General features: G+C 64.8%; 18 protein-coding genes. 7 read left to right on the forward strand and 11 right to left on the reverse strand.

Going from position 1 to position 23040, the window contains the following annotated elements; all coding sequences use genetic code 11:
• Nucleotides 1-252: 252 nt before the first annotated feature.
• Together POM99_RS09290 and POM99_RS09295 are read right to left on the reverse strand one after the other, a co-directional pair.
• On the reverse strand, nt 253-1218 hold the full coding sequence (locus tag POM99_RS09290) for a sugar phosphate isomerase/epimerase family protein (protein WP_277277036.1): 966 nt from the start codon (nt 1216-1218) through the stop codon (nt 253-255).
• Between the two features lie 10 nt (nt 1219-1228).
• Entirely contained in the window at nt 1229-2170 is a 942-nt protein-coding gene (locus POM99_RS09295; RefSeq protein ID WP_277277038.1) for a sugar phosphate isomerase/epimerase family protein, read from the reverse strand.
• A 271-nt stretch (nt 2171-2441) separates the two neighbouring features.
• On the opposite strand from POM99_RS09295, the gene POM99_RS09300 reads away from it, so the two are divergent.
• Nucleotides 2442-4523 carry a putative bifunctional diguanylate cyclase/phosphodiesterase gene (locus POM99_RS09300; RefSeq protein WP_277277041.1) on the forward strand — a complete coding sequence of 694 codons (2082 nt, stop codon included), beginning with the start codon at nt 2442-2444 and terminating at the stop codon, nt 4521-4523.
• Between the two features lie 96 nt (nt 4524-4619).
• Here POM99_RS09300 and lepA read toward each other — a convergent pair whose 3' ends face one another.
• Both lepA and POM99_RS09310 read right to left on the reverse strand, forming a co-directional pair.
• Complete coding sequence (gene lepA / locus POM99_RS09305; RefSeq protein ID WP_277277043.1) at nt 4620-6437, reverse strand: translation elongation factor 4; 1818 nt, start codon at nt 6435-6437, stop codon at nt 4620-4622.
• A 53-nt stretch (nt 6438-6490) separates the two neighbouring features.
• The gene (locus tag POM99_RS09310; protein WP_277277045.1) at nt 6491-9181 is read right to left on the reverse strand and encodes an EAL domain-containing protein; all 2691 of its coding nucleotides are present in this window, start codon (nt 9179-9181) and stop codon (nt 6491-6493) included.
• A 162-nt stretch (nt 9182-9343) separates the two neighbouring features.
• Between POM99_RS09310 and POM99_RS09315 the strand changes: the two genes are divergently transcribed.
• Nucleotides 9344-10180: an alpha/beta fold hydrolase gene (locus POM99_RS09315; RefSeq protein WP_277277047.1), complete on the forward strand. Its 837-nt coding sequence runs from the start codon at nt 9344-9346 to the stop codon at nt 10178-10180.
• A 104-nt stretch (nt 10181-10284) separates the two neighbouring features.
• Here POM99_RS09315 and POM99_RS09320 read toward each other — a convergent pair whose 3' ends face one another.
• The 3 genes from POM99_RS09320 to POM99_RS09330 are packed head-to-tail and all read right to left on the reverse strand — an operon-like array spanning nt 10285 to nt 11902.
• Nucleotides 10285-11025 (reverse strand): SDR family oxidoreductase, encoded by a 741-nt coding sequence (locus POM99_RS09320; protein WP_277277050.1) that lies wholly within the window; start codon nt 11023-11025, stop codon nt 10285-10287.
• Nucleotides 11026-11034: 9 nt separating this feature from the next.
• Nucleotides 11035-11499 (reverse strand): nuclear transport factor 2 family protein, encoded by a 465-nt coding sequence (locus POM99_RS09325; protein ID WP_277277052.1) that lies wholly within the window; start codon nt 11497-11499, stop codon nt 11035-11037.
• A gap of 13 nt (nt 11500-11512) precedes the next feature.
• A complete protein-coding gene (locus POM99_RS09330) occupies nt 11513-11902 on the reverse strand; it encodes a nuclear transport factor 2 family protein (protein WP_277277054.1) in 390 nt (129 codons plus the stop codon).
• Nucleotides 11903-11982: 80 nt separating this feature from the next.
• Here POM99_RS09330 and POM99_RS09335 point away from each other — a divergent pair, with 80 nt between their 5' ends.
• The 5 genes from POM99_RS09335 to POM99_RS09355 all read left to right on the forward strand — a co-directional run bounded on the left by POM99_RS09335 (nt 11983) and on the right by POM99_RS09355 (nt 18780).
• Nucleotides 11983-12840 (forward strand): DUF8021 domain-containing protein, encoded by an 858-nt coding sequence (locus POM99_RS09335; protein WP_277277056.1) that lies wholly within the window; start codon nt 11983-11985, stop codon nt 12838-12840.
• Nucleotides 12840-15017: a PQQ-dependent dehydrogenase, methanol/ethanol family gene (locus POM99_RS09340; RefSeq protein WP_277277058.1), complete on the forward strand. Its 2178-nt coding sequence runs from the start codon at nt 12840-12842 to the stop codon at nt 15015-15017. Before POM99_RS09335 ends, POM99_RS09340 begins: the two co-directional genes overlap by 1 nt.
• Nucleotides 15018-15028: 11 nt before the next feature.
• Complete coding sequence (locus POM99_RS09345; protein WP_277277060.1) at nt 15029-15526, forward strand: DUF3237 domain-containing protein; 498 nt, start codon at nt 15029-15031, stop codon at nt 15524-15526.
• Between the two features lie 75 nt (nt 15527-15601).
• Nucleotides 15602-16924, forward strand: a complete 1323-nt coding sequence (locus tag POM99_RS09350) for an FAD-dependent oxidoreductase (RefSeq protein ID WP_277277062.1) — start codon at nt 15602-15604, stop codon at nt 16922-16924.
• A gap of 107 nt (nt 16925-17031) precedes the next feature.
• A complete protein-coding gene (locus POM99_RS09355) occupies nt 17032-18780 on the forward strand; it encodes an N-acyl-D-amino-acid deacylase family protein (protein WP_277277064.1) in 1749 nt (582 codons plus the stop codon).
• A gap of 53 nt (nt 18781-18833) precedes the next feature.
• On the opposite strand, the gene POM99_RS09360 is transcribed toward POM99_RS09355, so the two are convergent.
• The 4 genes from POM99_RS09360 to fabG form a co-directional block, all read right to left on the reverse strand.
• Complete coding sequence (locus POM99_RS09360) at nt 18834-20252, reverse strand: globin-coupled sensor protein (protein ID WP_277277066.1); 1419 nt, start codon at nt 20250-20252, stop codon at nt 18834-18836.
• A gap of 166 nt (nt 20253-20418) precedes the next feature.
• Nucleotides 20419-21537 (reverse strand): DNA polymerase III subunit beta, encoded by a 1119-nt coding sequence (gene dnaN, locus POM99_RS09365; RefSeq protein WP_277277068.1) that lies wholly within the window; start codon nt 21535-21537, stop codon nt 20419-20421.
• Nucleotides 21538-21742: 205 nt separating this feature from the next.
• Entirely contained in the window at nt 21743-22246 is a 504-nt protein-coding gene (locus POM99_RS09370; protein WP_277277070.1) for a hypothetical protein, read from the reverse strand.
• A gap of 26 nt (nt 22247-22272) precedes the next feature.
• Nucleotides 22273-23037, reverse strand: a complete 765-nt coding sequence (gene fabG / locus POM99_RS09375) for a 3-oxoacyl-[acyl-carrier-protein] reductase (protein ID WP_277277072.1) — start codon at nt 23035-23037, stop codon at nt 22273-22275.
• Nucleotides 23038-23040: the final 3 nt, after the last annotated feature.

Consider the following 23040-nt stretch of genomic DNA (forward strand, 5'->3'; position numbering starts at 1 on the left):
GATCCGCAACCCGTGGCGAGGCGCTCCGCGCCGTCCCGTATGCCATCGCACACGATCGCGCTGAACTGCCCGCAAGGACACTGTGGGGTCAAGTCGCGATGCCGCATGCCGAAACGCAACTGCGTATGGCAAAGCCGCCATGCGTGCCAGGCTCGTCGCCTCTCGAACCTTGTGCAGCATGGGTGGGACCGGGACCGGGGCTTGGAACGCCCGCAATACCCGCCCCTCGGCTACGCCCTGCCGGTTCTCTTCTCAGGCGGATTGTGGGGTCAGCCGATGACGCAGATACCAGCCATTGAGCATGGCGCTCGTTGGGGGAACAGGGCTCTGGTCACTTTCAACCACCACCCATCCGGCATAGCCATGTTCGACCAGCGCCGCGTGGAAACCGGCGATGTCCACCAGCCCGTCCTCGTGCTCAAGTTCGCCATACCAGCGCGGAATCCGGCGCGCACCGCCGCCAGCCAGCATGAACTTGTCGGGAAACGGCAGCCGGTATTCTTCCAGTGTATCGATCGCAAGCGCGTTCTTGAGCTGGACATGGCAGGTCCGCGCTTTGAACTGCCGGAACAGCGCCACCGGGTCTATACCCATGATCACGGCGTCGGCGGTATCGATCGAAAGGCCGATTGTCCCCGCATCGCAAAGATCCAGCAGCAGTCCGATATCGTCAGCCGAGCGCGCCATCGTCACGCAGTCGAAGTTCAGCGCCAGCCCCACCCCGTGGCCTGCCAGCATGGCGCCCACGGCATTCCAGCAATCCGCCGCAACCTGCATCGTCCCGGCATCGACCTTCACAGCATCAGACCAGTTGGGCAACGCGCGAACCACCATGGTGTCACCGCCCAGTTCAGGCAGGATCTGCGCATACTGCACCAGAGTGCCAAGGATGCGCCCGTGGTCCGCCGGGTTCAGCACCGAAAGCCCAAAGGCCCCTTCCTCGAAGATCGGTTCCGCCGGATTGAAGACAAAGCTTGATGCGCCGGCAATGCCCGCATCGGCCATCGCCCGGCGCAGCCCGGCGACCGACCCATAGAACCGCTCGATCCAGTCCTTGCGGCCCAGCGGCTCCCACCGGCCCGATCCACAGGGGATCTCCACCGTGTCGAACCCGCTGGCCGACAGCGTCTTGAAAGCGCGATCGTGGGCCTCGCGCAGCACGAAGCGGTCGTGCCCGTTGTTCCACTGGTTGAGCGAATAGCTCCAGCGCAGGGTCATGGTCGGTCTCTCAGCTATAGATGGGTTCGAGCACGTTGCGCGCATACCACATGGCCAGCGCGGTGCTCTCGGGGTAGTTACCCCCGCCGACATCGGCCTTGTCGTGCTCTACGCCGATCCAGCCCTCGTAGCCGTGCTCCTTCAGCGCCTGCATCAACGCGGGAAAATCCACCAGTCCGCCAGGCGTGCCCATTTCCCAGAACCATCGCGGCGTTGTGCTCGCGCAAAGCTCGGGGTCGGGCTGGCTGCGAAAGTCCTCGCTGCGGTCCACGTGCCGGGTATCCTTGAAGTGAAAGCCGTTCACCCGGCCGGCATGGCGCCGATAAAGCGCAACCGGATCGACCCCTGCAATCACGTGCTGTGCCGTGTCGATATACAGGTTCACATAAGCCGGATCGGTCAGCGCATAGAAGCGGTCGATCTCTTCCTGCGACCGGATGCCGCACCAGAATTCGTGATGGCAGCCCAGCTTCATGCCATGCTTTTCCATCGCCATCCGGCCTGCGGCGTTCCACAGGTCAGCCAGCACCTCGATCCGCGCGGGCGTCACCGGCTCGGTGTCGGAATAGCAGTGCGCCGGCATCACCACCAGGTTCTCGACCCCCAGCCCAGCAGCAAGCGAGGCGAAGTGGTCAAGCATCCCGATCACCCGGCCCTTGTGCTGCGGATCGTGGATGGTCATGCCCGGGCTGGCCTGCGGCTGGCACCAGAACAGGTCGACGATCTTCTCGATCCCGCGCTCTGCCAGGAACGCCTGATAGGCCTGCAGGCTGCCGAACATCGCCGAAACCGCGCCCAGATTCCAAGCGAACATGCCCACGCCGCTCAGCCCCACCGCCGCGATCTGCTTGATGAACCGGTCCATCTCGCTGCGCGATGCGAACTGGTTGATCGGCCCCTTTGGCGAATCCGTGCGCCAATGGTCCGCATACTGCCACTTGATCCTCGCCACAGTTGCTCCGTACCCTCGCCAGCGACCGCGGCTTCCCGCGGATCGCATATTAGAACGTTGTTCTATTTTTGACGCTGGGGATTTCGCCGCGCAAAGTCAAGCACCCGGCGAAGGAGAAACGCACAGGAAAGCGGCGCTTTCCGGCAGGCGGTCCCATCGGGCCGCCGCAGGTGCCCGGCACGGGTGATTCAGTATCTGGAGTTAACGTCTCTTTGCGCCCAACAGCATAGAATTCACGCCATGTGATCGCGGGCAGGAGCGTGGCCAGTCATTGACCTTGCTGGATAGATATCGCGGCGCTCTATCGGCAGCTCGACGAATCGCCAGTCTCCACGGGCTGGCGCGGCGGCGCCACGCCCTAACCAATGATCCCAACCTTCTGATCGGCCAGTACGCCAACCTCAAGCGGCAAGTCCCGCTACTTTACCTGCTGCTGATAATCATCGCGCTCGCCAGCCTTTATCTGATGTTCGACGCTGTCCCCATGGGCGTCGCGATCGTGTCGATGCTGTTTGTTGTGGTCGGCACAGTGCGAATGGTTTCATGGGTATGGTTCCTTCCTCCGCCCGAAGAAATCTCGATAGCGGACGTCCGTGCCCTCTTGCTTCGCACGACGTGGGCCGTTGTTCCCATCTGCGTGTCGTACCTGGGATATGCCTTCCTGCTCGACCACTATGGCGATGCATCGCAAAGGGCGGGCGTAGCCATTTGCCTCGTGCTGACAGCAGTAGGCTGCATCTTCTGCCTGATGCACTTACCGCAGGCAGCCCGACTGGTGAATCTCACGACGATGGCGCCCTACGCGCTCTACCAGCTCGTGACGGGCAACCAGACTTTTCTGCTGGTGGCGCTCATCGCCAGCATCGTAACGACATTGATGATAAGGGTTTCGCTCAATGCGCACGAGCATTTTACGGAGCTGATCACCTCGCGGGCCGAGCTGGCGCTTCGCCGCAGCGATGCGGAACGGCTGGCGGCAGAGAACGCCGATCTCGCCATGACCGATGCCCTCACGCGCTTGCCCAACCGGCGGGCATTTCTGGCCTGCATGGAAGATTGGGTACGGCGATCTGATCGCACCGGCGGGCAATTCGTCGTCGGCGTGCTTGATCTCGATCGCTTCAAACCCGTCAACGACATTTACGGCCATGCGACCGGAGACCAGTTGCTGGTGCAGGTGGGAGAGCGACTTCAATCGCTTGGCCGTGATCGACTTTTGATTGCGCGTCTTGGTGGTGACGAGTTTGGCCTCCTGATCAATGGCGACGTGGCCGCTGCAAAGGCCGTTGGCGAGCAGGTTATCGAGCTTTTGCATCGGCCGTTCGACATCGACACACACAGCCTGTCACTTGGCTGCTCGATCGGTTTTGCCGATTTTCCGGGCACGGGACGATCGGCCAGCACGATTTTTGACCGCGCCGACTATGCCCTCTACGATGTAAAGGCCGATCGCCGTGGCGACTTCGCCTTCTTCACGCCCAGCCTGGAAAAGCGGCTGCGCAACGAAACCGAGCTGGAAGCCGCTCTGCTGTCAGCCGACCTGCCAAGTGAACTGCAGGTTGAGCTGCAACCTATCGTTTCCCTCGGTTCCGGCAATGCCTGCGGAGTAGAAGCGCTCGCCCGTTGGAACAGCGCGGCAATCGGGAAGATCGAGCCAGCCCGCTTCATCGAAACCGCCGAACGCCTCAATCTCATCGGCAGCATCACAACCAATCTGTTCGTCAAGTCATTAGCCCATCTCGCAGTTCTACCTGCCGGCCTCGATCTGTCGTTCAATCTCTCGGCGCGTGACATCGTTACGCCGAGTACGATCGATACGCTGATTTCTGAATTGCATCTTCATCAGATTGCGCCCCAGCGCCTGACGTTCGAGATTACGGAAACCGCGCTGATGCGGGATTTTGACAGCGCAATTACGCAAATCAAGCGGCTGCGGGACTTGGGTGCATCGATTGCGCTCGATGATTTTGGGACCGGGTTCTCGAGCTTGAGCTATCTGAGCCGCCTGCCGATCGACAAGATCAAGATAGACCGCAGCTTCGTCAACAACCTGGATGACCCGGGCGTAAGGAAGATCGTAGCGGCTATCCTGGGGATGTGCCAAACTCTCGAGCTCGGATGCGTGGCAGAAGGCGTAGAAACGCCCGAGCAATTTCTGATGCTGCGCGCGATGGGCTACAGCTTGGCCCAGGGATACCTTTTCGCCAGACCCATGCAGGTTGAGGAGTTGCAGGGCTGGTTACACGGGCCCGGTGGTCAATATGGTGTCGCAGACAGCGATACTGGCCTGGAAAGCGACTTCTCGTCCGCCAAGATGCAAAGGCATCATCTACCCAATGCCAAGTTCGGGTGATGTCCAGACACCCTGCAATCCCCAAGCCGCAACGATCAAAGCGCGCTCACCCTGAGCTTGACGAAAGGCGAAGGTGCCCGCGCAGGTCGCGCCGCCCTACTCTTCTCCCATCCGCAGCGCGGCGATGAACGCCTCCTGCGGGATCTGCACGCTGCCGTACTCCCGCATCTTGGCCTTGCCCTTCTTCTGCTTTTCCAGAAGCTTCTTCTTGCGGGTTATGTCGCCGCCATAGCACTTGGCGGTCACGTCCTTGCGCAGCGCGGCGATCGTCTCGCGCGCGATCACCTTGCCGCCGATCGCCGCCTGGATCGGGATCTTGAACAGGTGGCGCGGGATCAGGTCCTTAAGCCGTTCGCACATGTGGCGGCCGCGGTCCTCGGCCACGCCACGGTGCACGATCATGCTCAGCGCATCCACCGGCTCGTTGTTCACCAGGATGCTCATCTTGACGAGATCACCCTCGCGCAGGCCGATCTGTTCATAGTCGAAGCTGGCATAGCCGCGGCTGATGCTCTTCAGCCGGTCATAGAAATCGAACACCACCTCGTTCAGCGGCAGCTCGTAGTTCACCTGCGCGCGCCCGCCGACATAGGTCAGGCCCGTCTGCACCCCGCGCCGGTCCTGGCACAGCTTCAGGATGCTGCCGAGGTATTCGTCGGGGGTGTAGATCGTCGCCTTGATCCACGGCTCGTCGATCTGCTCGATCCGGTTGGGATCGGGATAGTCGGCCGGGTTGTGCAGCATGATCTCGCGCGCATCGTCGGTCTTGCTGGCGCGCAGCTGGATGCGATAGACCACGCTGGGGCTGGTGGTGATCAGGTCCAGGTCGTATTCGCGGGTCAGGCGTTCCTGGATGATTTCCAGGTGCAGCAGGCCCAGGAAGCCGCAGCGGAAGCCGAAGCCCAGCGCCGCACTGCTCTCCATCTCGAAGCTGAAGCTGGCGTCGTTCAGGCGCAGCTTGGCGATGCTCTCGCGCAGCTTTTCAAAATCGGCCGCGTCCACCGGGAACAGGCCGCAGAACACCACCGGCTGCACTTCCTTGTAGCCGGGCAGCGCGGCGGTGGCGCCTGCCTTCACCGTGGTGATCGTGTCGCCGACCTTGGCCGTCTCCACTTCCTTGATCTGCGCGGTGATGAAGCCGATCTCGCCGGGACCCAGCTCGGGCAGGTCGATCCGCTTGGGCGTGAAGCAGCCCACCCGGTCGATCAGGTGCTCGGTGCCCCCGGCCATGAACTTGACCTGCAGGCCCTTCCTGATCACGCCGTCAACCACGCGGACGAGGATCACCACGCCGAGGTAGGGGTCGTACCAGCTGTCCACCAGCATGGCCTTCAGCGGCGCAGTGCGGTCGCCCTGCGGCGGGGGGATGCGTTCCACCACGGCGTCGAGCACGTCTTCGATGCCGATGCCGCTCTTGGCGCTGGTCAGCACCGCGTTGCTCGCGTCCAGCCCGATGATTTCCTCGATCTCGGCCTTCACCTTCTCCGGTTCGGCGGCGGGCAGGTCGATCTTGTTGATCACCGGCACGATCTCGTGGTCATGCTCGATCGACTGGTACACGTTGGCCAGCGTCTGCGCTTCCACGCCCTGTGCCGCGTCCACCACCAGCAGTGCGCCCTCGCAGGCGGCCAGGCTGCGGCTCACCTCATAGGCGAAGTCCACGTGGCCCGGCGTGTCCATCAGGTTCAGCTCATAGGTGCGGCCGTCCTTGCCGGTGTAGTTCAGGCGGACGGTCTGGGCCTTGATGGTGATCCCGCGCTCGCGCTCGATGTCCATGTTATCAAGCACTTGCGCGCTCATCTCGCGCTCGGTCAGGCCACCTGTAAACTGGATCAGGCGGTCGGCCAGCGTCGACTTGCCATGGTCGATATGGGCAATGATACTAAAGTTCCGGATCAGGGCGAGCTCAGTCATCCCGCGCCGTTAGCAGCCGTTTCGGCTGCTGTCACCGCCCCTCTCGTGAGGGGTCAGCCGACCTTGCGCTGTCCGGCGGTGTCGAGTTGGGCGATGGTGGTGCCGCGGACGGCGACGGCGGCGATGCGGCCATCATCGTCGAGGCGCAGGGGCGTGGCGAATTCGACGCCCATGCGGTCTTCATTGGACCAGCGCGCCGTGGCGGTGATCACGTGCCCTTCGGCAAGGGCGAGGCGGAAGATGGTGCCCGGCGGCACGTTCCACAGCCCCTCCACCAGGGCGCCGGTCTGGCTGATGTTGCGGATCATGCCATGATAGCTGTGCCCCCCATGCTCAAGCGAGACCTTGCGCAGCATGGACTGGCGGGCGGCGCGGGCGGAACGGGGGCCCTGCGCAATGGCGATGAGGCCGGTGGAAAGGCGCGCGGCGGCGTTTTGCGAGGAGAGCGGGCGTTCGTAGATATAGCCCTGCACGTGGCTGCACCCCAGCATGCGCACGAGGTCCAGCTCGTCGAGCGTCTCCACGCCCTCGGCCGTCGTCTCCATGTCCAAGGCTTCAGCCAGGCTGACGATCGAGGCGATGATCGCGCCGTTGCGGCTGCCCGGCTGGGTGGCGCCGCGCACGAAGGACTGGTCGATCTTGATCTTGTCGAACGGCGCCCGCTTCAGATAGCCGAGCGAGGAATAGCCGGTGCCGAAATCGTCGAGCGCCAGCCGCACACCGATGGCTTTCAGCGCGCGGAACATCTGCTCGGTGCCCTCGTCATCGTTGAGGAACACGCTCTCCGTGATCTCAAGCTCAAGCCGCGCGGGATCGACCTGCGCGTGGGCGAGCGCATTGGTGACGATCGAGGGCAGCGCGGGGTTGGAGAACTGCAGCGGCGAGACGTTTACCGCCACGCGCACGTTGGTGGGCCATTGGGCAAGATCCTGGCACGCGGTGCGCAGGGCCCATTCGCCGATCGTGGCGATGAGGCCGGTGTCCTCGGCAATGGGAATGAACTTCGAAGGCGAGACAAAGCCCTGCACCGGGTGGTTCCAGCGCAGCAGCGCCTCGAACCCGGTGATCTTTTCGGTCACCGTATGGACAACCGGCTGGTAGTACAGCTCGAGCCCGCCGTTGGCGACAGCGTCGCGCAGCTCTTCCTCAAGCTGGCGGCGCTCTTCGGCATCGATGCGCAGGTCTGGCGCGTAGAAGTGATATCGCCCGCGCCCGCCATCCTTGGCGGCATAGAGCGCGAGGTCGGCATTGCGGATCAGCGCCTCGCTGGTCACGCCGTCATCGGGCGCCAGTGCAATGCCGACCGAAGCACCGATCATCACGCGGCTGCCCTCGATGGAATAAGGCTGCGACAGGCTTTCGATGATCCGCGCGGCCAGGTGGCCCAGCGCATCACGCTCGATCTTGCCGGGCAGGATCACCTGGAATTCATCACCACCCAGACGGCCGACGCGGCCCTGCGCGCCGACGCAGCGTTCCAGCCGCTGCGCCACCTGCTTGAGCAGGGCGTCGCCCGCCGGGTGACCAAGGGTATCGTTGACTTGCTTGAAGCGATCGAGATCGAGCAGGAAGACCGAGCACAGCCTGTGCTGCGCCTGCGGAGCATTGAGGATCTTTTCCAGCGTCTGCGACATGCGGAACCGGTTGGACAGGCCGGTCAGCGAATCGAAATGGGCCAGACGACTGGCGTGTTCCTGCGAGCGGCGCTTTTCGGTGAGATCGGTGCCGGAGCCGCGGAAGCCCTGGAAATTGTTGAAGGTATCGTAAGTCGGCCGCCCGGTGATCGACCACCAGCGTTCCTCGTCGGCAGTGGCGGCGCGGACGGCGAGTTCGGTGAAGCCGGAGCGGGCGGAAAGGTGGAAGGCGAGCGTGCGCTCGCCCTCGCCCGATTGTTCGGCGAGGTTAAACAGATCGGAGAACGGCCGCCCGATCAGGTCATCCAGATCACGCCCAAGCGTCTCGGCCACGGGGCGCGAGAGGTAGGTGAGCATGCCACGCCGATCGGTTTCCCAGAACCAGCCCTGCCCGGTCTCTTCATAATCGGCGAGGATTTCCTGCGCGCGGGTCTGGATGCGGGCCTCTTCCTCGGCTTTTTCACGCTCCTTCAGGTCGATCTCGCGCTGGCGCATATAGGCGGCCGCAGCGATCAGGCTGCCTATCCCCAGCGTGAGCACGCCACCGATGCTGCTTGCGACGAACGTGACGCCCGACCACATCGACACCTGCGCGGCCAGAACGCCGGCAAGGCGGCCGGATTCGATTACGGTGGCGAGCAGCGACACGGTGATGAGCAAGGCCAGGCATTGCAGCCACGGCGCGTTGCCGCCTTCGGCCCACAGCCCGATGCCGACGCCATAGAGGAACATGGGAAGGCCAATGACCAGCGCCATCAGCGACATGCGCGGTCCCGTGGAAAGCGTCGCCTTGCCTTCAAGCCGGACCGCATAGCGCCCGGCATAGGCCAAAGCCGCCGCCACAAGGGCGATTAGCGGGGCGATCAGATCACCAAAGGCCCGATCGACGAGCGCAACGCCGATGACGCCGAGGCCCATGGGGGCGGAAATCTGCGGCCATTCGCGCGCGATCAGCCCGCGGTTCTGGCCCCCGCCGAACAGAAATGCGGAACCGGCTCCGGCCGAATGGTCCACGGGGGCGCGATCGCCACGGCGCTGTGTGCGCGCGTAATCGCGTGCACCGCGCGGTGCGGCCGTTTGTCCGCCCTGAGCCCCCGATTGTCCCGTCATGGGAAGTTCATGGGCCACGCGCCCTTAAAAAAGCGTTAGGCAAAGCGCTTTTCCCTGATTCCCGCGCCAGCTTGCAATGGCGGGGAACCCCGCGCTTTTGCGCGCCCGGCGAACCTGCTAGGGCGATGAACTAATGGCTTTTACGGATCGGACGACGGCGTCTTGAGTACAGCGAATTTTCAGATGGTGGGCGTGGCCGGACGGCGGCTGCGCGTGGGGCAGTGGCATGTTGGCGCAGAAGGCAAAAGTCGCGACGGCACTCCGGCGCTGCCACTGGTGGTGCTGAACGGCATCGGCATGAACGTGGAGCTGCTGGAGCCGGTGGCGCGCCTGCTGGACGACCGCCGCGTGATCAGCTTCGACATGCCCGGCATCGGCGGATCGCCCGATCCGATCTTTCCCTATACCATCCCGCACATCGCCCTGACGCTGGCCGCACTGCTCGACAGGCTGAAGATCGAGCAGGTGGACATCATGGGCATCAGCTGGGGTGGCGCGGTGGCGCAGCAGTTCGCCTTTCAGCACAAGGCGCGCACGGGGCGACTGGTGCTGGCGGCGACGGCGGCAGGCGGCGCTGCGATGGTGCCGGGCAATCCTTCGATCCTGGGTGCGATGATGGACCCGATGGAATACACGGTGGAAAAGGCGCTCCGCCGCAACCTGGCCATGCTGTATAATGGCGGCGGGTCTGGCCGGGTTTCACTCAATGCAGCCAAGCCCCCTTCCCCTCTGGGCTGGGCCTGCCAGATGACCTCGTTCGCCACCTGGACCAGCGTGCCGTTCCTGCCGTTGCTGGGCGTGCCGACGATGGTGATGGCCGACGAGGAAGACCAGCTGGTGCCCCCTGCCAACGCCCAGTTCCTGCACCATTCGATCCCGCACAGCCGCCTGGAAATGTTCAGCGGCGGGGGACACCTGTTCATGCTGTCTCAGCCCGAGGCCTTCGTGGAGCGGCTGCGCGATTTCCTGGCCGGGGGCAAGGCGCGCAGGGCGGCTTGAGGGTTTGATCTGCCGGATAAGCGCCTGGCCTTTACCCCTCCTCCGACCTGCGGCCGCCACCGCCCCTTGCCGGGGAGGATGGTGCGCTCTGAGCGGTCTGGAGGTTAACCCAGTTCGATGCAGCCGCCGTCGGCCATCAGGTCTATGCCGTTGATGAAGCCGGCTTCTTCGCTGGCGAGGAAAAGGACGGCGCGAGCGATTTCCTCAGCCGTGCCCATGCGGCCGATGGGCACGATCGTGGCGAACATGTCCTTCATGCCCTGGATCTCGGCCTCGGACGCGTCGCGCTTGAAGATTTCGGTGTCGGTGGGGCCGGGGCTGACCATGTTGACGCGGATGCGCCGGGGGAGGAGTTCCTTGGCGAGGATGCGAGCCATGGCGCGCAGGCCCGCCTTGGCCGCTGCATAGGCGACGTTGCCGGGCACCGCAGCGACCGAGCCGATCGAACCGGTGATGACGATGGCCCCGCCATCGCGCATCAGCGGCAGGGCCGACTGGATGGCGAAGAACGCGCCGCGCAGGTTCACCGCATGGATGCCATCCCAGAATTCCTCGGTCACATCGGGCACCATGGCGAAGCCACCGACCCCGGCATTGACGAAGAGCACGTCGATGCCGCCAAGCGCCTGCTCCACTTCGCCCAGCGCGGCGCGGGTCTGTGCGAGATCGCCCATGTCGCTGCGGATGGCGAGTGCATCGAGATCTTCGGCGATGGTGCGAAGGGCATCGGCATTGCGACCGGTCAGCGCGAGCTTCGCGCCTTCGGCGACGAGCATGCGGCAGGCAGCGGCACCGATGCCTGCGGTGCCGCCGAGGACGAGGACGCATTTGTCACGAAAGCGCATGGGGCCTCTTCAGAACATGGTGTTGGTGTTGGCGGCGGTTTCGGGAACGGGGGAGATAACGTCCCAGTGCTCCATCACCTTGCACCCCTGCACCCGGAAGATATCGACCACGGCGAAGCCGCGCTTGGCGGCGGCATCGCCATGTTCCATCCACCCGTGGCTGTGGACGGCGACCATGTTGCCATCGGCGATGATGCGGTGGATCATGGTCTTCTGCCCCGGGTTTTCGTTCACGAACTTTTCGAGGAAGCCGATGGCGGCATCGCGACCGGTGGCGGCATAGGGATTGTGCTGGATATAGCCGGGATCGACCCAGCGTTCGAACGAGGAACGGACCTTCTTCTGGATGTAGAATTCATCCATGAACTGGCTGACCACCTGCTTGGGCGTGAGCGTGCAGTCTTCAGCGTGAGCGGCAGTGGAGGCGACTGTGGGCGCGAGCATGGCCAGCGCGGCGGCGAAAACGAGGCGCATCGATCTTCCCCTTTCAGAACATGGAGTTGGTGTTGACGGGGTGATCCGGCACATCCTGAATCACATCCCAGTGTTCGACGATCTTGCCATCGGCGCAACGGAAGATATCGACCACGGCGAGCCCGCGATCACCCGGCCAGCGTTCGACATGGGTGTGGACGACGACATGATCGCCATCGACGAAGCTGCGATGGATGGTCTGCCGGGCAGTGGGGGATTCGACGCGGACGCGATCGAGAAAGCCCTTCAACGCGGCGACGCCGGGTTCGGCCAGCGAGCTGTGCTGCACGTAATCGGGCGCGATGTAGCGGTCCACTGCGCTGCTATCCATCGCGATCAGGACATTGCGGTACATTTCCAGCACCATGTCATGCGTCGCCTGTTCGGCCGCTGTACGGCTCATTGCGCTCTCCCCTTTTATTCTAACAATTGGTAGCGTATGCACTGGAATCAACGAGGCGTCAAAGCCCGATGGGAGAGATCATGGACAGAACCGCGCTCTATGCCGCGCTCGACCGCTTCCTTGCCGCGATGAACGCGCGCGACCACACGCTGGTGCCGTGGGCGCCGGGGGTGCACAACAGCGAGAACAACGTGATGCTGACGCCCGGAGACGGGGTGTGGGGCACGATCGTGAAGCTGGGCGATTACCAGCTGAAGTTCGCCGACACGCGCACGCGGCAGGTTGGCTATTTCGGCACGGTGATCGAGGCGATCGAGGAATCGGCCTTCACGCTGCGGCTGATGTATGACGAGGCGGAGCGCGTGACCGAGTGCGAGATGCTGATCGTGCGGCAATCGGACAGCGGCATCAAGTTCGAGAACTGCCGGTACTGGGACAAGCCGATCCTGCATCGCGAACCCGAAGCACCGGTGAGCCGCGAGGAAATGATCCGCCTGTCGAACGGCTATTTCGACACGCTGCAGCAGAACGACGGGACCATCCACACGAAGTTCCATCCGGACTGCAACCGCGTGGAAAACGGGGTGCAGACCACGCGCAACCCGGAATTTGCCAAGATCGTGCCCGTTTCCGCGCTCGGCTGCGAAGAGCAGTTCCGCATGGGCAACTATCGCTATGACGACGAGCTGCGCGCGCGGCGCTTTCCGCTGGTGGACGAAGAGCGCGGGCTGGTGCTGGCATTCGGCTTCATCGACCATTCAGGCCGGATCGACGAATACCAGCTGACCGACGGGCGCACGGTGAAGAGCCCGGTGCGGCGGCCGCACAGCTTCTATATCTCGGAGCTGTTCAAGATCGACCACGGGATGATCGAGCAGATCGAGGCGAACTTCATCACCGTGCCCTATCGCATGCCCTCTCCTTGGGATGCTCTGTGATGCGGCCGCTGCTGAGCCTCGCGCTGGCGGCGCTGGCGGCGTGCAGCCTGGGCGCCGCAGGACCGCAGGTAGGCGCGGGGGCGAACTGGACCAATCCCGGCGGGGATGCGGGCAAAACGCACCATTCCGCGCTGGCGCAGATCACGCCGGCCAATGTCGGCGCGCTGGGCCTTGCCTGGCAGGCGGAACTGGGCACCATGCGCGGGCAGGAAGCGACGCCGGTGGTGGTGGACGGGGTGCTCTACACTTCGGGCGTGGCGGGGCGTGCCTATGCTTTCGACGCGGCGAGCGGGCGGCCGCTGTGGGCGTTCGAGCCGGAAGTGGACATGCAGGTGAACCGCACCACTTGCTGCGACATGGTGAACCGCGGGGTGGCGGTCGCGCGGGGCAAGGTCTTCGTCGCCAGCCTTGACGGGTGGATGTATGCGCTGGACGCGAAGACCGGCGCGGTGGTGTGGAAGAGCGACTTCATCGAGAACCGGCGCAAGGGCGACAACTCCACCGGCGCACCCGAAGTGGCGGGTGACGTGGTGGTGATCGGCATGGGCGGCGCGGAATACGACGTGCGCGGCTATGTGACGGCGCTTGACCTCGATACCGGCAAGCTGCGCTGGCGCTGGCACGTGGTGCCGCATGACCCGAAGCTGGGGCCGCAGGAAAGGCCCGAGCTGGAAGCGGCGCTGAAGACCTGGGACCCGAACAGCCGGTGGGACATCGGCGGCGGCGGAGCGCCATGGGATGCGATCAACTATGACCCCGAAACCGGCTATGTGCTGGTGGGAACGGGCAACGGCGGGCCCTATGCCACGTCGAAACGATCACCCGCGGGCGGGGACAACCTGTACCTCGGCACGCTGGTGGCGCTGGACCCGAAGACCGGGCGGATGGTGTGGCATTACCAGGAGACGCCGGGCGACAACTGGGACTTCACCAGCACGCAGCCGATGATCCTGACGCACCTGACCATCGACGGCAAAGACCGGTCGGTGGTGATCCATGCGCCCAAGAACGGGTTCATGTACGTGCTCGACCGCAGGACCGGCGAGCTGCTGCGCGCCAATGCGATCGTGCGCACCAACTGGGCCAAGGGGATCGACGCGAAGACGGGCAGGCCGCTGCTGAACCCGGCGGAGGCGGACTATACCGACGGGCCGAAGATCGTGTTTCCGGCGACGACAGGCGCGCGCAACTGGCATCCGGCGAGCTATGACCCGGCGACGGGGCTCTATGTGGGCGCGGTGCTGGACATGGGCAACCTGATCTTCATGACGCCGGGGCAGAAGCCGGCGCGGGCGCGGGCGCTGAACAACGATGCGGCGCTGATCTTCACGCCCGACGTCAAGGCGGCGCTGGACACTTTGCCGGCGCCGATGGCCGAGGCGGTGCGCAGGCTGCCCGCCTACCAGGAAGCGCTGCGCGACCCCGGCAAGGCGCAGATCCGCGCGATCGAGCCGCTAACCGGAAAAACGGTGTGGGCGGCGGACACGCTGGGCTGGCAGGACCGCGGCGGGGTGCTGACCACGGCGAGCGGGCTGACCATCCACGGCGGCGTGGACGGACGGCTGGTGGTGCGTGAAACGGCCACGGGCAAGGTGCTGAAGGAGATCCAGACGGGCACCCCGATCATGGCCGCGCCGATGACCTTCATGGCCGGGGGCGTGCAGTACATCGCGGTGGCGGCGGGCTGGGGCGGCGGCGGTTACCCGTTCGTGCCGCGCTATTCCGCGGCCTATACCCGCGGCAACATGAACCGGCTGCTGGTGTTCCGGCTGGGCGGCGAGGCGGTGCCGATCCCCGACCTGCTGCCGCCGATCGAAGTGGCGCCGGAACCGCCCGCGCAAGCCGCCGACGTGACGGCGGAGACGATTGCGCGTGGACAGGGGCTGTTCTTCAACAACTGCGCCATTTGCCACGCCAACCAGCCGCGTTCGATCACGCCGGACCTGCGCCGGATGCAGCCGGGCACGCACGAGCTGTTCCGCCAGATCGTGCTGGAAGGCGCGCTGGTGGCGGGCGGCATGCCGCGCTGGAACGACGTGCTGACGCCGGGCGATGCGGATGCGATCCACGCCTACCTGATCGACCTGCAAGGCAAGACCCGCGCCGACGAGCTGGCCAAGCAGAAAGCCGGCAAGCCGCTCGACGGGCCGAGCCTGACCATTCTTTCGAACTATTGAAGGCGAATTCCATGGACTTTTCGACGCTTGAGAATCCGCGGCTGGAGTTTGCGTTTGCCTGTACGCTGCGGTTCACGCGGGTGCAGATGGTGCCCGATGTGCCGACGGGGGGGGTCCGCAGCGCGGTCTATGTGGATGGCGGCGAGTTCGAGGGGCCGCGGCTGAAAGGGCGGGCGGTGCCCAATTCGGGCGGGGACTATGCCTTTTTCCGGCCCGACGACACCGCGGTGTTCGACGCGCGCTATATGCTGGAAGTGGACGACGGCACGTTGATCTACATGCAGAACAAGGGCTTCCTGTGGGGCCGCGAGCCGGGGGTGATGGACCGGCTGCGGCAGTGGGCCTTTGCCGGGGGCGATCCGGTGCCCCACGCCGAATACTATCTGCGTGCGCAGCCCACGTTCGAGACGAGCAAGGGCAAGCACGACTGGCTGACGCGCCACGTATTCGTGGGCGTGGGCGAGCGGCGGCCCGACGGCAACCATGTGCGCTATTACGCGCTGACTTGAACGAAGGGCCAAGCGCCCTTCCCTTTTGCTTCCGGCGCGTTAGCATCCCTTTCCCAACAGGCGCAGGGAGAGCGCATGCGGCATATCGCGATCATCGGTTCGGGCCCGGCGGGATATTACACCGCCGAAGCGGCACAGAAGCAGTGGGGCGAGGAGGTGCGGATCGACGTGTTCGACCGCCTGCCCGTGCCATATGGCCTGATCCGTACCGGGGTGGCGCCCGATCACCAATCGATCAAGGGCGTGGCGCGGCGGTATGAAGCGACAGCGCTTTCGGCCAACGTGCGCTTTGTGGGCAACGTGACGATCGGACAGGACGTGTCCATCGCCGAGCTGCAGGGCCTTTATGACGCAGTGGTGCTGGCCACCGGCGCGCCGCGCGACCGGGCGCTGGACATGCCGGGCGAAGGCTTGCGCAACGTGTTCGGCAGCGCAGCCTTTGTCGGCTGGTACAATGGCCATCCCGAATTCGCCAACCTGAACCCCGACCTTTCCGGCAAGACGGCGGTGGTGATCGGCATGGGCAACGTGGCGCTGGATGTGGCGCGCATCCTGGCCAAGACGCCCGAGGAGTTCGAAGGCGCGGACATCGTGGGCCATGCGCTGGATGCGCTGGCGCAATCGGGGCTGAAGCGCATCGTGATCCTGGGCCGGCGCGGGCCGCACCAGATCATGATGACGCCAAAGGAACTGGGCGAACTGGGCCACCTGAAACGCGCGGCGCCGCGCGTTGACCCGAACGACCTGCCCGAAGAAGCCGAGGACGCGTTCCTGGAGCCGGGCATACGCAAATCGGTGAGCCACCTGCGGTCATTCGCCGCGATCCCCGAAAGCCATCGCGCCGACATGGACGTGGAGGTTGAGTTCGACTTCTTCGGCGCGCCGCGCGCCTTGCTGGGCGATGGCCGGGTGGAGGCCGTGCAGGTGGAGCGGACCAAGATCGAGAGCGGGCGGGCCATCGGCACCGGCACGTTCTACTCCATTCCTGCCGACCTGGTGGTGGCCTGCATCGGATACCGCTCCATGCCCATACCCGGCGTGCCGTTCGACGAGCGCGCGGGCAAGATCGCCAACGACGATGGACGCGTGCTGCCGGGGCTTTACTGCGTGGGCTGGGCGCGGCGCGGTCCATCGGGCACGATCGGCACCAACCGCCCCGACGGGTTCGGGGTGGTGGAGCTGATCCAGGCGGACATGGAGGACGGGCTGATCAGCCAGGGCGGCAAGCGCGGCGGCGCCGGCTTTGACGCTCGCGCGCGCGAGCGCAGGATCGAAGTGGTGAGCTTCAGCGACTGGAAGCGGATTGAGGAAGCTGAAGCCGCCCGCGCCCGCGATGGCGCCCCGCGCGAAAAGTTCGTGGACGTGGCCGAGATGATGCGGGCAAGCGGCGAACACTGACCGGGCCATATTGCACCACGGCGACCTTCGTGTCTTAATCGCGCAATTAAGGCGCGATGCTGACCCCTTCCCACGAGTCGGCGCGCGCAAGGAGAGAGGATTGGGCGATGGCGACGCATGACATGATCATTCGCGGCGGAACGATTGTGGACGGAACGGGCCGCCCGCGCTTCATCGGCGACGTGGCGATCCGCGACGGGCTGATCAGCGCGGTGGGCACTGTGCACGGCGACGCCAAGGAAGAGATAGACGCCACCGGGCGCATCGTAGCGCCGGGATGGGTGGACATCCACACGCATTATGACGGGCAGGCCACCTGGGATGCCGAAATGGCACCTTCGAGCTGGCACGGGGTGACCACCGTGGTGATGGGCAACTGCGGCGTGGGTTTTGCGCCCGCCGCACCGAACCGCCACGAATGGCTGATCGGCCTGATGGAAGGGGTGGAGGACATTCCCGGCACGGCGCTGGCCGAGGGGATGACGTGGAACTGGGAAACCTTCCCCGAATACCTCGACGCGCTGGAACAGCTGCCGCGCACCGTGGACGTGGGCACGCACGTGCCGCATGGCGCAGTGCGCGCCTATGTGCTGGGCGAGCGGGAGCAGCCGGGCGCGGTACCCACGGCCGATGACATCGAGAAGATGGCGGCGATCGTGGAAGACGGCGTGCGCGCGGGCGCGCTGGGATTTTCCACCAGCCGCACAGTGATCCACAAGTCCGTGGACGGGGAACTGGTGCCGGGCACCACGGCGACGCCCGAGGAACTGATCGCCATCGGACGGGCGATGGGCCGCGCCGGCCATGGCGTGTTCGAGCTGGCCAGCGACATGCGGCGCGAATGGAACGAGTTCGAGTGGATGGGCGCGATCAGCCGCGAGACCGGGCTGCCGGTGACGTTCGCGGCGCTGCAATCCATCGCCAAGGAACTACCGCTGGAAGAACAGATTGCCGAAATGGACCGCCAGAACGCCACTGGTGCGAACATCGTGGCGGCGATCGCGCTGCGTGGCAATGGCGTGGTGATGGCATGGCGCGGCACCATCCATCCGTTCCTTTGGCGATCATCGTGGGCGGAGATTGCCACCCTGCCGTGGGACGAGCAGCTGGCGCGCCTTTCGGACCCGGCGTTCAAGGCAAGGCTGCTGGCCGAGGACAACGTGTTTCCCGAGAGCGACATCGTGCACCTTTATCGCATGATCGCGCAAGGTTGGGACCGCCTGTACGAGATGGATGCGGACTTCGATTACGAGCCGCAATACGAACATTCGATGGCGGGCCGCGCAGCGGCGAAGGGCGTAAGCCCGGCCGAATACGCCTATGACCTGCTGATGCAGGATGGCGGCACCGGCTTCATCTACCTGCCGATCCTCAATTATTCGGATGGCAACCTGGATTTCCTGGAAGCGCTGCAGGCGCGCGAGGACTGCGTGAATTCGCTGAGCGACGGCGGCGCGCATTGCGGCACGATCTGCGATGCGGCGAGCCCGACCTTCATGCTGCAGCACTGGGTGCGTGATCGGAAGCGCGAAAACAGGCTGACGCTGGAGCAGGCGGTGAAGCGGCAGTGCCACGACACCGCGCGGCTCTATGGCCTGGACGACCGGGGCGTGATTGCACCGGGGACGATCGCGGACATCAACGTGATCGACTTCGACAACCTGCGCCTGTTGAAGCCGTGGCTGGCGTTTGACCTGCCGGCGGGGGGCAAGCGACTGTTGCAGAAGGCTGAAGGTTATGACCTGACGATCAAGTCAGGCCGGGTGACCTTCCGCAAGGGCGAATGGACCGGGGAAACGCCGGGCGGCGTGCTGCGCGGGCCGCAGCGGGCGGAGACGCGCGAAGCGGCGGAATGATGGAGATTTCCCTGTTTCACCCGCACTGAAACAGGGCGACACCGAACAGCCCCTTACGCCGCGTGGCGCAGGGCGCTGCCACCGTGGTTGCGTTGGCCGGCGACGGCGAACTTGTCGACCAGCCCCGCCATGCGGTCGGCCTCTCCCGCCAGATTGCGCGAGGCGGCGTTGGCTTCCTCGACCATGGCGGCGTTCTGCTGGGTCATGATGTCGAGCTCGCCCACCGTCTGGCGGACCGAGCCGATATTGCCGGCCTGTTCGCGCGCCATGTCTGCAATGGTGCTGGCAAGGCCGGCGATCTCACCCACGTTGGCAACGATGCGGCCGAAGGTATCGCCCGTCTGGCCGACGAGCTGGACGCCGCGTTCGACCTGTGCCGAACTTTCGCCGATCAGCTTCTTGATATCCAGCGCGGCTTCGGCAGAGCGCTGTGCAAGGGCGCGCACTTCATTGGCGACAACCGCGAAACCGCGGCCGGCATCCCCGGCACGGGCCGCCTCAACGCCCGCGTTGAGCGCAAGCAGGTTCGTCTGGAAGGCGATGCCATCGATCACGGCGATGATCTTGCCGATTTCCTGTGCCGAGCGGTGGATGTCGTTCATCGCGGCGACGGCTTCGCTGACCACTGCGCCGCCAGCCTGGGCATCGCCATGGGCCTGTGACACCGACTGGTGCATGTGGCCGGCATCGTTGGCCGTGCTGGCGACCGAGGCGGCAAGGCTGGACATCGCGGCAGAGGCTTCTTCCAGACTGGCAGCCTGCTGTTCAGTGCGGCGGGCCAGATCGTTGGAGGCCTGGCTGATCTCGCGCGCGCCGACATCGACATTGCGCGAGGCTTCGCCCACTTCCGAAAGGGCGGCGCCGACCTTTACGCGCATCGCTTCGAAGGCGTTGCGGATTTCCTTGTAGCCGTCGGCCAGTTCGGGAAGTTCGGTGGCGAAATCGCCGTCCATCATGCGGTGGAGGGCGCCATCGAGCTTTTCGATCACGTTGGCGCGCTTCTCCGCCTCGACCTCGAAATAGGTGCCGAGCGCGATTTCCATGTCGAGCAGGGCCATCTTGATCATGGTGCCGACGAGGTTGGCGTTGCGCTTGCCGATCATGCCCGACATGCCGTGGATCACATCGTCCATGACCGAGGCATAGGCGCCGATGTACCAGTGCGGTTCCAGGCCGATGCGGGCATGGACGCGCCCGATTACCTGGGCGCTTTCAAGATACCGTTCGTCAACCCCGCCGCCCGAGAACATGTTGGCCCAGTGATCGACCTGCTTGTCCCGCGCGTGGTCCATCGCCTTGCGCGAGGAGAACTGGGCGGCGGTTTCGGGATTCTGGGCGATGCGGTCGTAAAGTTTGTCGAGCGCGGGCGGGGCGTGCTTGGCAACAGCGGACCCGATGGTGGCGAAACGCGCGAAATCCTCCTGCGAAAGACAGAAGAATGCGAGCTTCTTGTTTACTTCAGCGCGGTCCATACCAATACCTTCCCGGCCTTTTGGCCTGACCCATGGGTCCCCTTCATGGACCGCATTAAATCGGAAGATTGATTCCGGTATAAACCAATAGATAAGGAGCAATGCGGAGCGACCTTGGTCGACCCGATAAGAACTCAGGTCGCTCCGTACATTGAAACGCCGGCGATCAGACGCGCATCGGCATCAGCACATAGAGCGCGCTGGACTTTTCATCCTTTCGGATCAGCGTGGGGGCGCCGGCATCGGCCAGGTGCAGTTCCACGTTGTCGCCATCGATCTGGCTGAGGATGTCCTTCAGGTAGTTGGCGTTGAAGCCGATCTCGAAGCCGGGTGAAGTGTATTCGGCGGGGACTTCTTCCGCCGCGGTGCCGTTGTCGGGGCTGGTGACCGACAGGGTGACGCGATCGGTTTCCAGCGTCATCTTGACCGCTCGGGTCTTTTCGGTGGCGATGGTGGCCACGCGATCGACCCCCTGGAAGAACGAGCGCGGATCAAGCCGCAGCAGCTTGTCGTTGCCGGTGGGGATCACGCGGCTGTAGTCCGGGAAGGTGCCGTCGATCAGCTTGCTGGTGAGCACCACGCCGTGTTCGCCGCCCAGGGTGAAGCGCACCTTGCTGGCGGAAAGATCGACCAGCACGTTGGTGTCGAGCACTTCTTCCAGCAGCTTGCGCAGCTCGCCCACGCATTTGCGCGGCACGATCACGTCGGGCATGCCCTCGGCGCCTTCGGGGCGCGGCAGGGTGAAGCGGGCAAGGCGGTGGCCGTCGGTGGCAGCGGCGCGCAGCACGTCGTCGGTGACGTGGAAGAAGATGCCGTTGAGGTAGTACCGCGTCTCTTCGGTCGAAATGGCGAAGCGGGTGCGGTCGATCAGTTCGGCCAGGGTGCGGGCCGGGATCTCGAAGCTGGTGGGCAGATCGCCCTCAACGATCACCGGGAAATCGTCACGCGGCAGGGTGGGCAGCTGGAAGCGGCTGCGCCCGGCCTTGACGATCATGCGGTTGTCGGCGGTTTCGAGGCTGACCTGCGAGCCATCGGGCAGCTTGCGCGCGATGTCGAACAGGAGGTGGGCCGAAACGGTGATCGCGCCGGGGCTGTCCACCGAGACCGCGCCCATCGATTCGATGATCTGCAGGTCAAGGTCAGTGGCCATCAGGCGCACGGAATTGTCCGGCGCTGCCTCGATCAGCACGTTCGAGAGGATGGGGATGGTGTTGCGCCGTTCGACCACCGATTGCACGTGGGACAGGCAGCGCAGCAGGGTCGCGCGTTCGATCGTCGCCTTCATTCTCGTCTCGATCCCCCCAGCGGCCGGACGGCGGATGCCACCCCCGACTGTGTAAGCGGCCCCATGCGCGGAATCGCGCAGGGAAATTGCGGTTTCGGACCACCTTTCTTACCCGCCACGCCAAGCGCTTCAAGCGGTTGCGCGGGGAAGCTGCGGGAAGCTGTGCATAAATGCGCGGATTTCGCGCGGTCCGGGGGTGCAGCGCTCAATCCAGCTTGCGCAGACCGTCGAACATGTTGGCGGTGGCGACGATCCACGCGGTGATCAGGCCCCAGCCTTCGGACGTGACGGCGGTCGGGTCCTTGCCAGATTCGGACAGCGCAGTGGCGACATGGCGCAGATCGCCCTCGGTCACCTTCTCGGCCGGGTTGTTGGCATTGCCGGGGCCGATATCGAGCGCATGGTCGATCAGCGCGGCGGAGAGGCCCTTTTCGGCAAGGCGGGCATCGAGAACATCGCGCGCCATGCGGCCGAGCGTATAGGTGAAATAGGCTTCGCGCTGGTCAGGCGTGAGGAACTGGTCATCGCCACAGCGTTCCACGATGGCGCGCAGTTCATCGAGCGCGGGCCGGCCACGATCGTTGTCTCGGCTGACCACGACATCGGCGATGCGCGCGTCGAGCCCGGCAGGCGCCCCCATGATGGCACAGGCCAGCGCCTCTGGCGGGCGGGCATGGGCCTGCGCGCCAACGCACAGCGCCAGCGCCATCATGAGGCCCCTGCCCGCCCCACGGATCACGAGATCATGGCCATGCCGCCGTTGACGTGCAGCGTCTGGCCGGTGACGTAGCCCGCTTCCCTGCTGGCGAGATAGGCGACTGCGGCGCCGATATCGCTGCCTTCACCCATGCGGCCCATCGGGATGCGGGCGTTGAGCGCGTCCTTCTGCGCATCGGGCAGGACATCGGTCATCGCGGTGCGGATGAAGCCGGGGGCGACGCAGTTGACGGTGATGTTGCGGCTGGCGAGTTCCTGGCCCAGCGACTTGGACATGCCGACAAGGCCGGCCTTGGCCGCGGCATAGTTCACCTGCCCTGGATTGCCGGTGGCGCCGACCACGCTGGTGATGGTGACGATGCGGCCAAAGCGGGCCTTCATCATCGGCTTGGCGGCGGCGCGCATCAGGCGGAAGGCGGCTTCGAGGTTGACGCGGATCACCGCATCCCATTCGTCGTCCTTCATCCGCATGGCAAGGTTGTCACGCGTGATGCCGGCGTTGTTGACGAGGATATCAACCTTGCCCAGCGTATCGAGCGCGGCGGGAACGAGGTGTTCGACCTGTTCAGTGTTCGACAGGTCGCACGTGATCTCGACATGATCGTGGCCGTAGGTCTCGTTCAGCTCTTCGCGAAAGGCGCGCAGCTTGGCCGGGTTGGTGCCGGAGAGAGCCAGCCTTGCACCCTGCTTCGCCAGCGCATGGCAGATGGCCGAACCGATCCCGCCGGCAGCGCCGGTGACTAGGGCGGTCATGCCGGTGAGATCGAAGAGACGGTTTTCCATATG

The sequence above is a fragment of the Novosphingobium cyanobacteriorum genome, from assembly GCF_029436685.1.
In the GTDB taxonomy this organism is placed as follows: Bacteria; Pseudomonadota; Alphaproteobacteria; order Sphingomonadales; family Sphingomonadaceae; genus Novosphingobium; species Novosphingobium cyanobacteriorum.

What these genes read in the sequence shown, in the direction of transcription:
- POM99_RS09290 (WP_277277036.1), bottom strand. Translation starts at nt 1,218, where the DNA reads ATGACCCTGCGCTGGAGCTATTCGCTCAACCAGTGGAACAACGGGCAC.
- lepA (WP_277277043.1), bottom strand. Translation starts at nt 6,437, where the DNA reads ATGACTGAGCTCGCCCTGATCCGGAACTTTAGTATCATTGCCCATATC.
- POM99_RS09310 (WP_277277045.1), bottom strand. Translation starts at nt 9,181, where the DNA reads ATGACGGGACAATCGGGGGCTCAGGGCGGACAAACGGCCGCACCGCGC.
- POM99_RS09320 (WP_277277050.1), bottom strand. Translation starts at nt 11,025, where the DNA reads ATGCGCTTTCGTGACAAATGCGTCCTCGTCCTCGGCGGCACCGCAGGC.
- POM99_RS09325 (WP_277277052.1), bottom strand. Translation starts at nt 11,499, where the DNA reads ATGCGCCTCGTTTTCGCCGCCGCGCTGGCCATGCTCGCGCCCACAGTC.
- POM99_RS09330 (WP_277277054.1), bottom strand. Translation starts at nt 11,902, where the DNA reads ATGAGCCGTACAGCGGCCGAACAGGCGACGCATGACATGGTGCTGGAA.
- POM99_RS09335 (WP_277277056.1), top strand. Translation starts at nt 11,983, where the DNA reads ATGGACAGAACCGCGCTCTATGCCGCGCTCGACCGCTTCCTTGCCGCG.
- POM99_RS09340 (WP_277277058.1), top strand. Translation starts at nt 12,840, where the DNA reads ATGCGGCCGCTGCTGAGCCTCGCGCTGGCGGCGCTGGCGGCGTGCAGC.
- POM99_RS09345 (WP_277277060.1), top strand. Translation starts at nt 15,029, where the DNA reads ATGGACTTTTCGACGCTTGAGAATCCGCGGCTGGAGTTTGCGTTTGCC.
- POM99_RS09350 (WP_277277062.1), top strand. Translation starts at nt 15,602, where the DNA reads ATGCGGCATATCGCGATCATCGGTTCGGGCCCGGCGGGATATTACACC.
- POM99_RS09355 (WP_277277064.1), top strand. Translation starts at nt 17,032, where the DNA reads ATGGCGACGCATGACATGATCATTCGCGGCGGAACGATTGTGGACGGA.
- POM99_RS09360 (WP_277277066.1), bottom strand. Translation starts at nt 20,252, where the DNA reads ATGGACCGCGCTGAAGTAAACAAGAAGCTCGCATTCTTCTGTCTTTCG.
- dnaN (WP_277277068.1), bottom strand. Translation starts at nt 21,537, where the DNA reads ATGAAGGCGACGATCGAACGCGCGACCCTGCTGCGCTGCCTGTCCCAC.
- POM99_RS09370 (WP_277277070.1), bottom strand. Translation starts at nt 22,246, where the DNA reads ATGGCGCTGGCGCTGTGCGTTGGCGCGCAGGCCCATGCCCGCCCGCCA.
- fabG (WP_277277072.1), bottom strand. Translation starts at nt 23,037, where the DNA reads ATGGAAAACCGTCTCTTCGATCTCACCGGCATGACCGCCCTAGTCACC.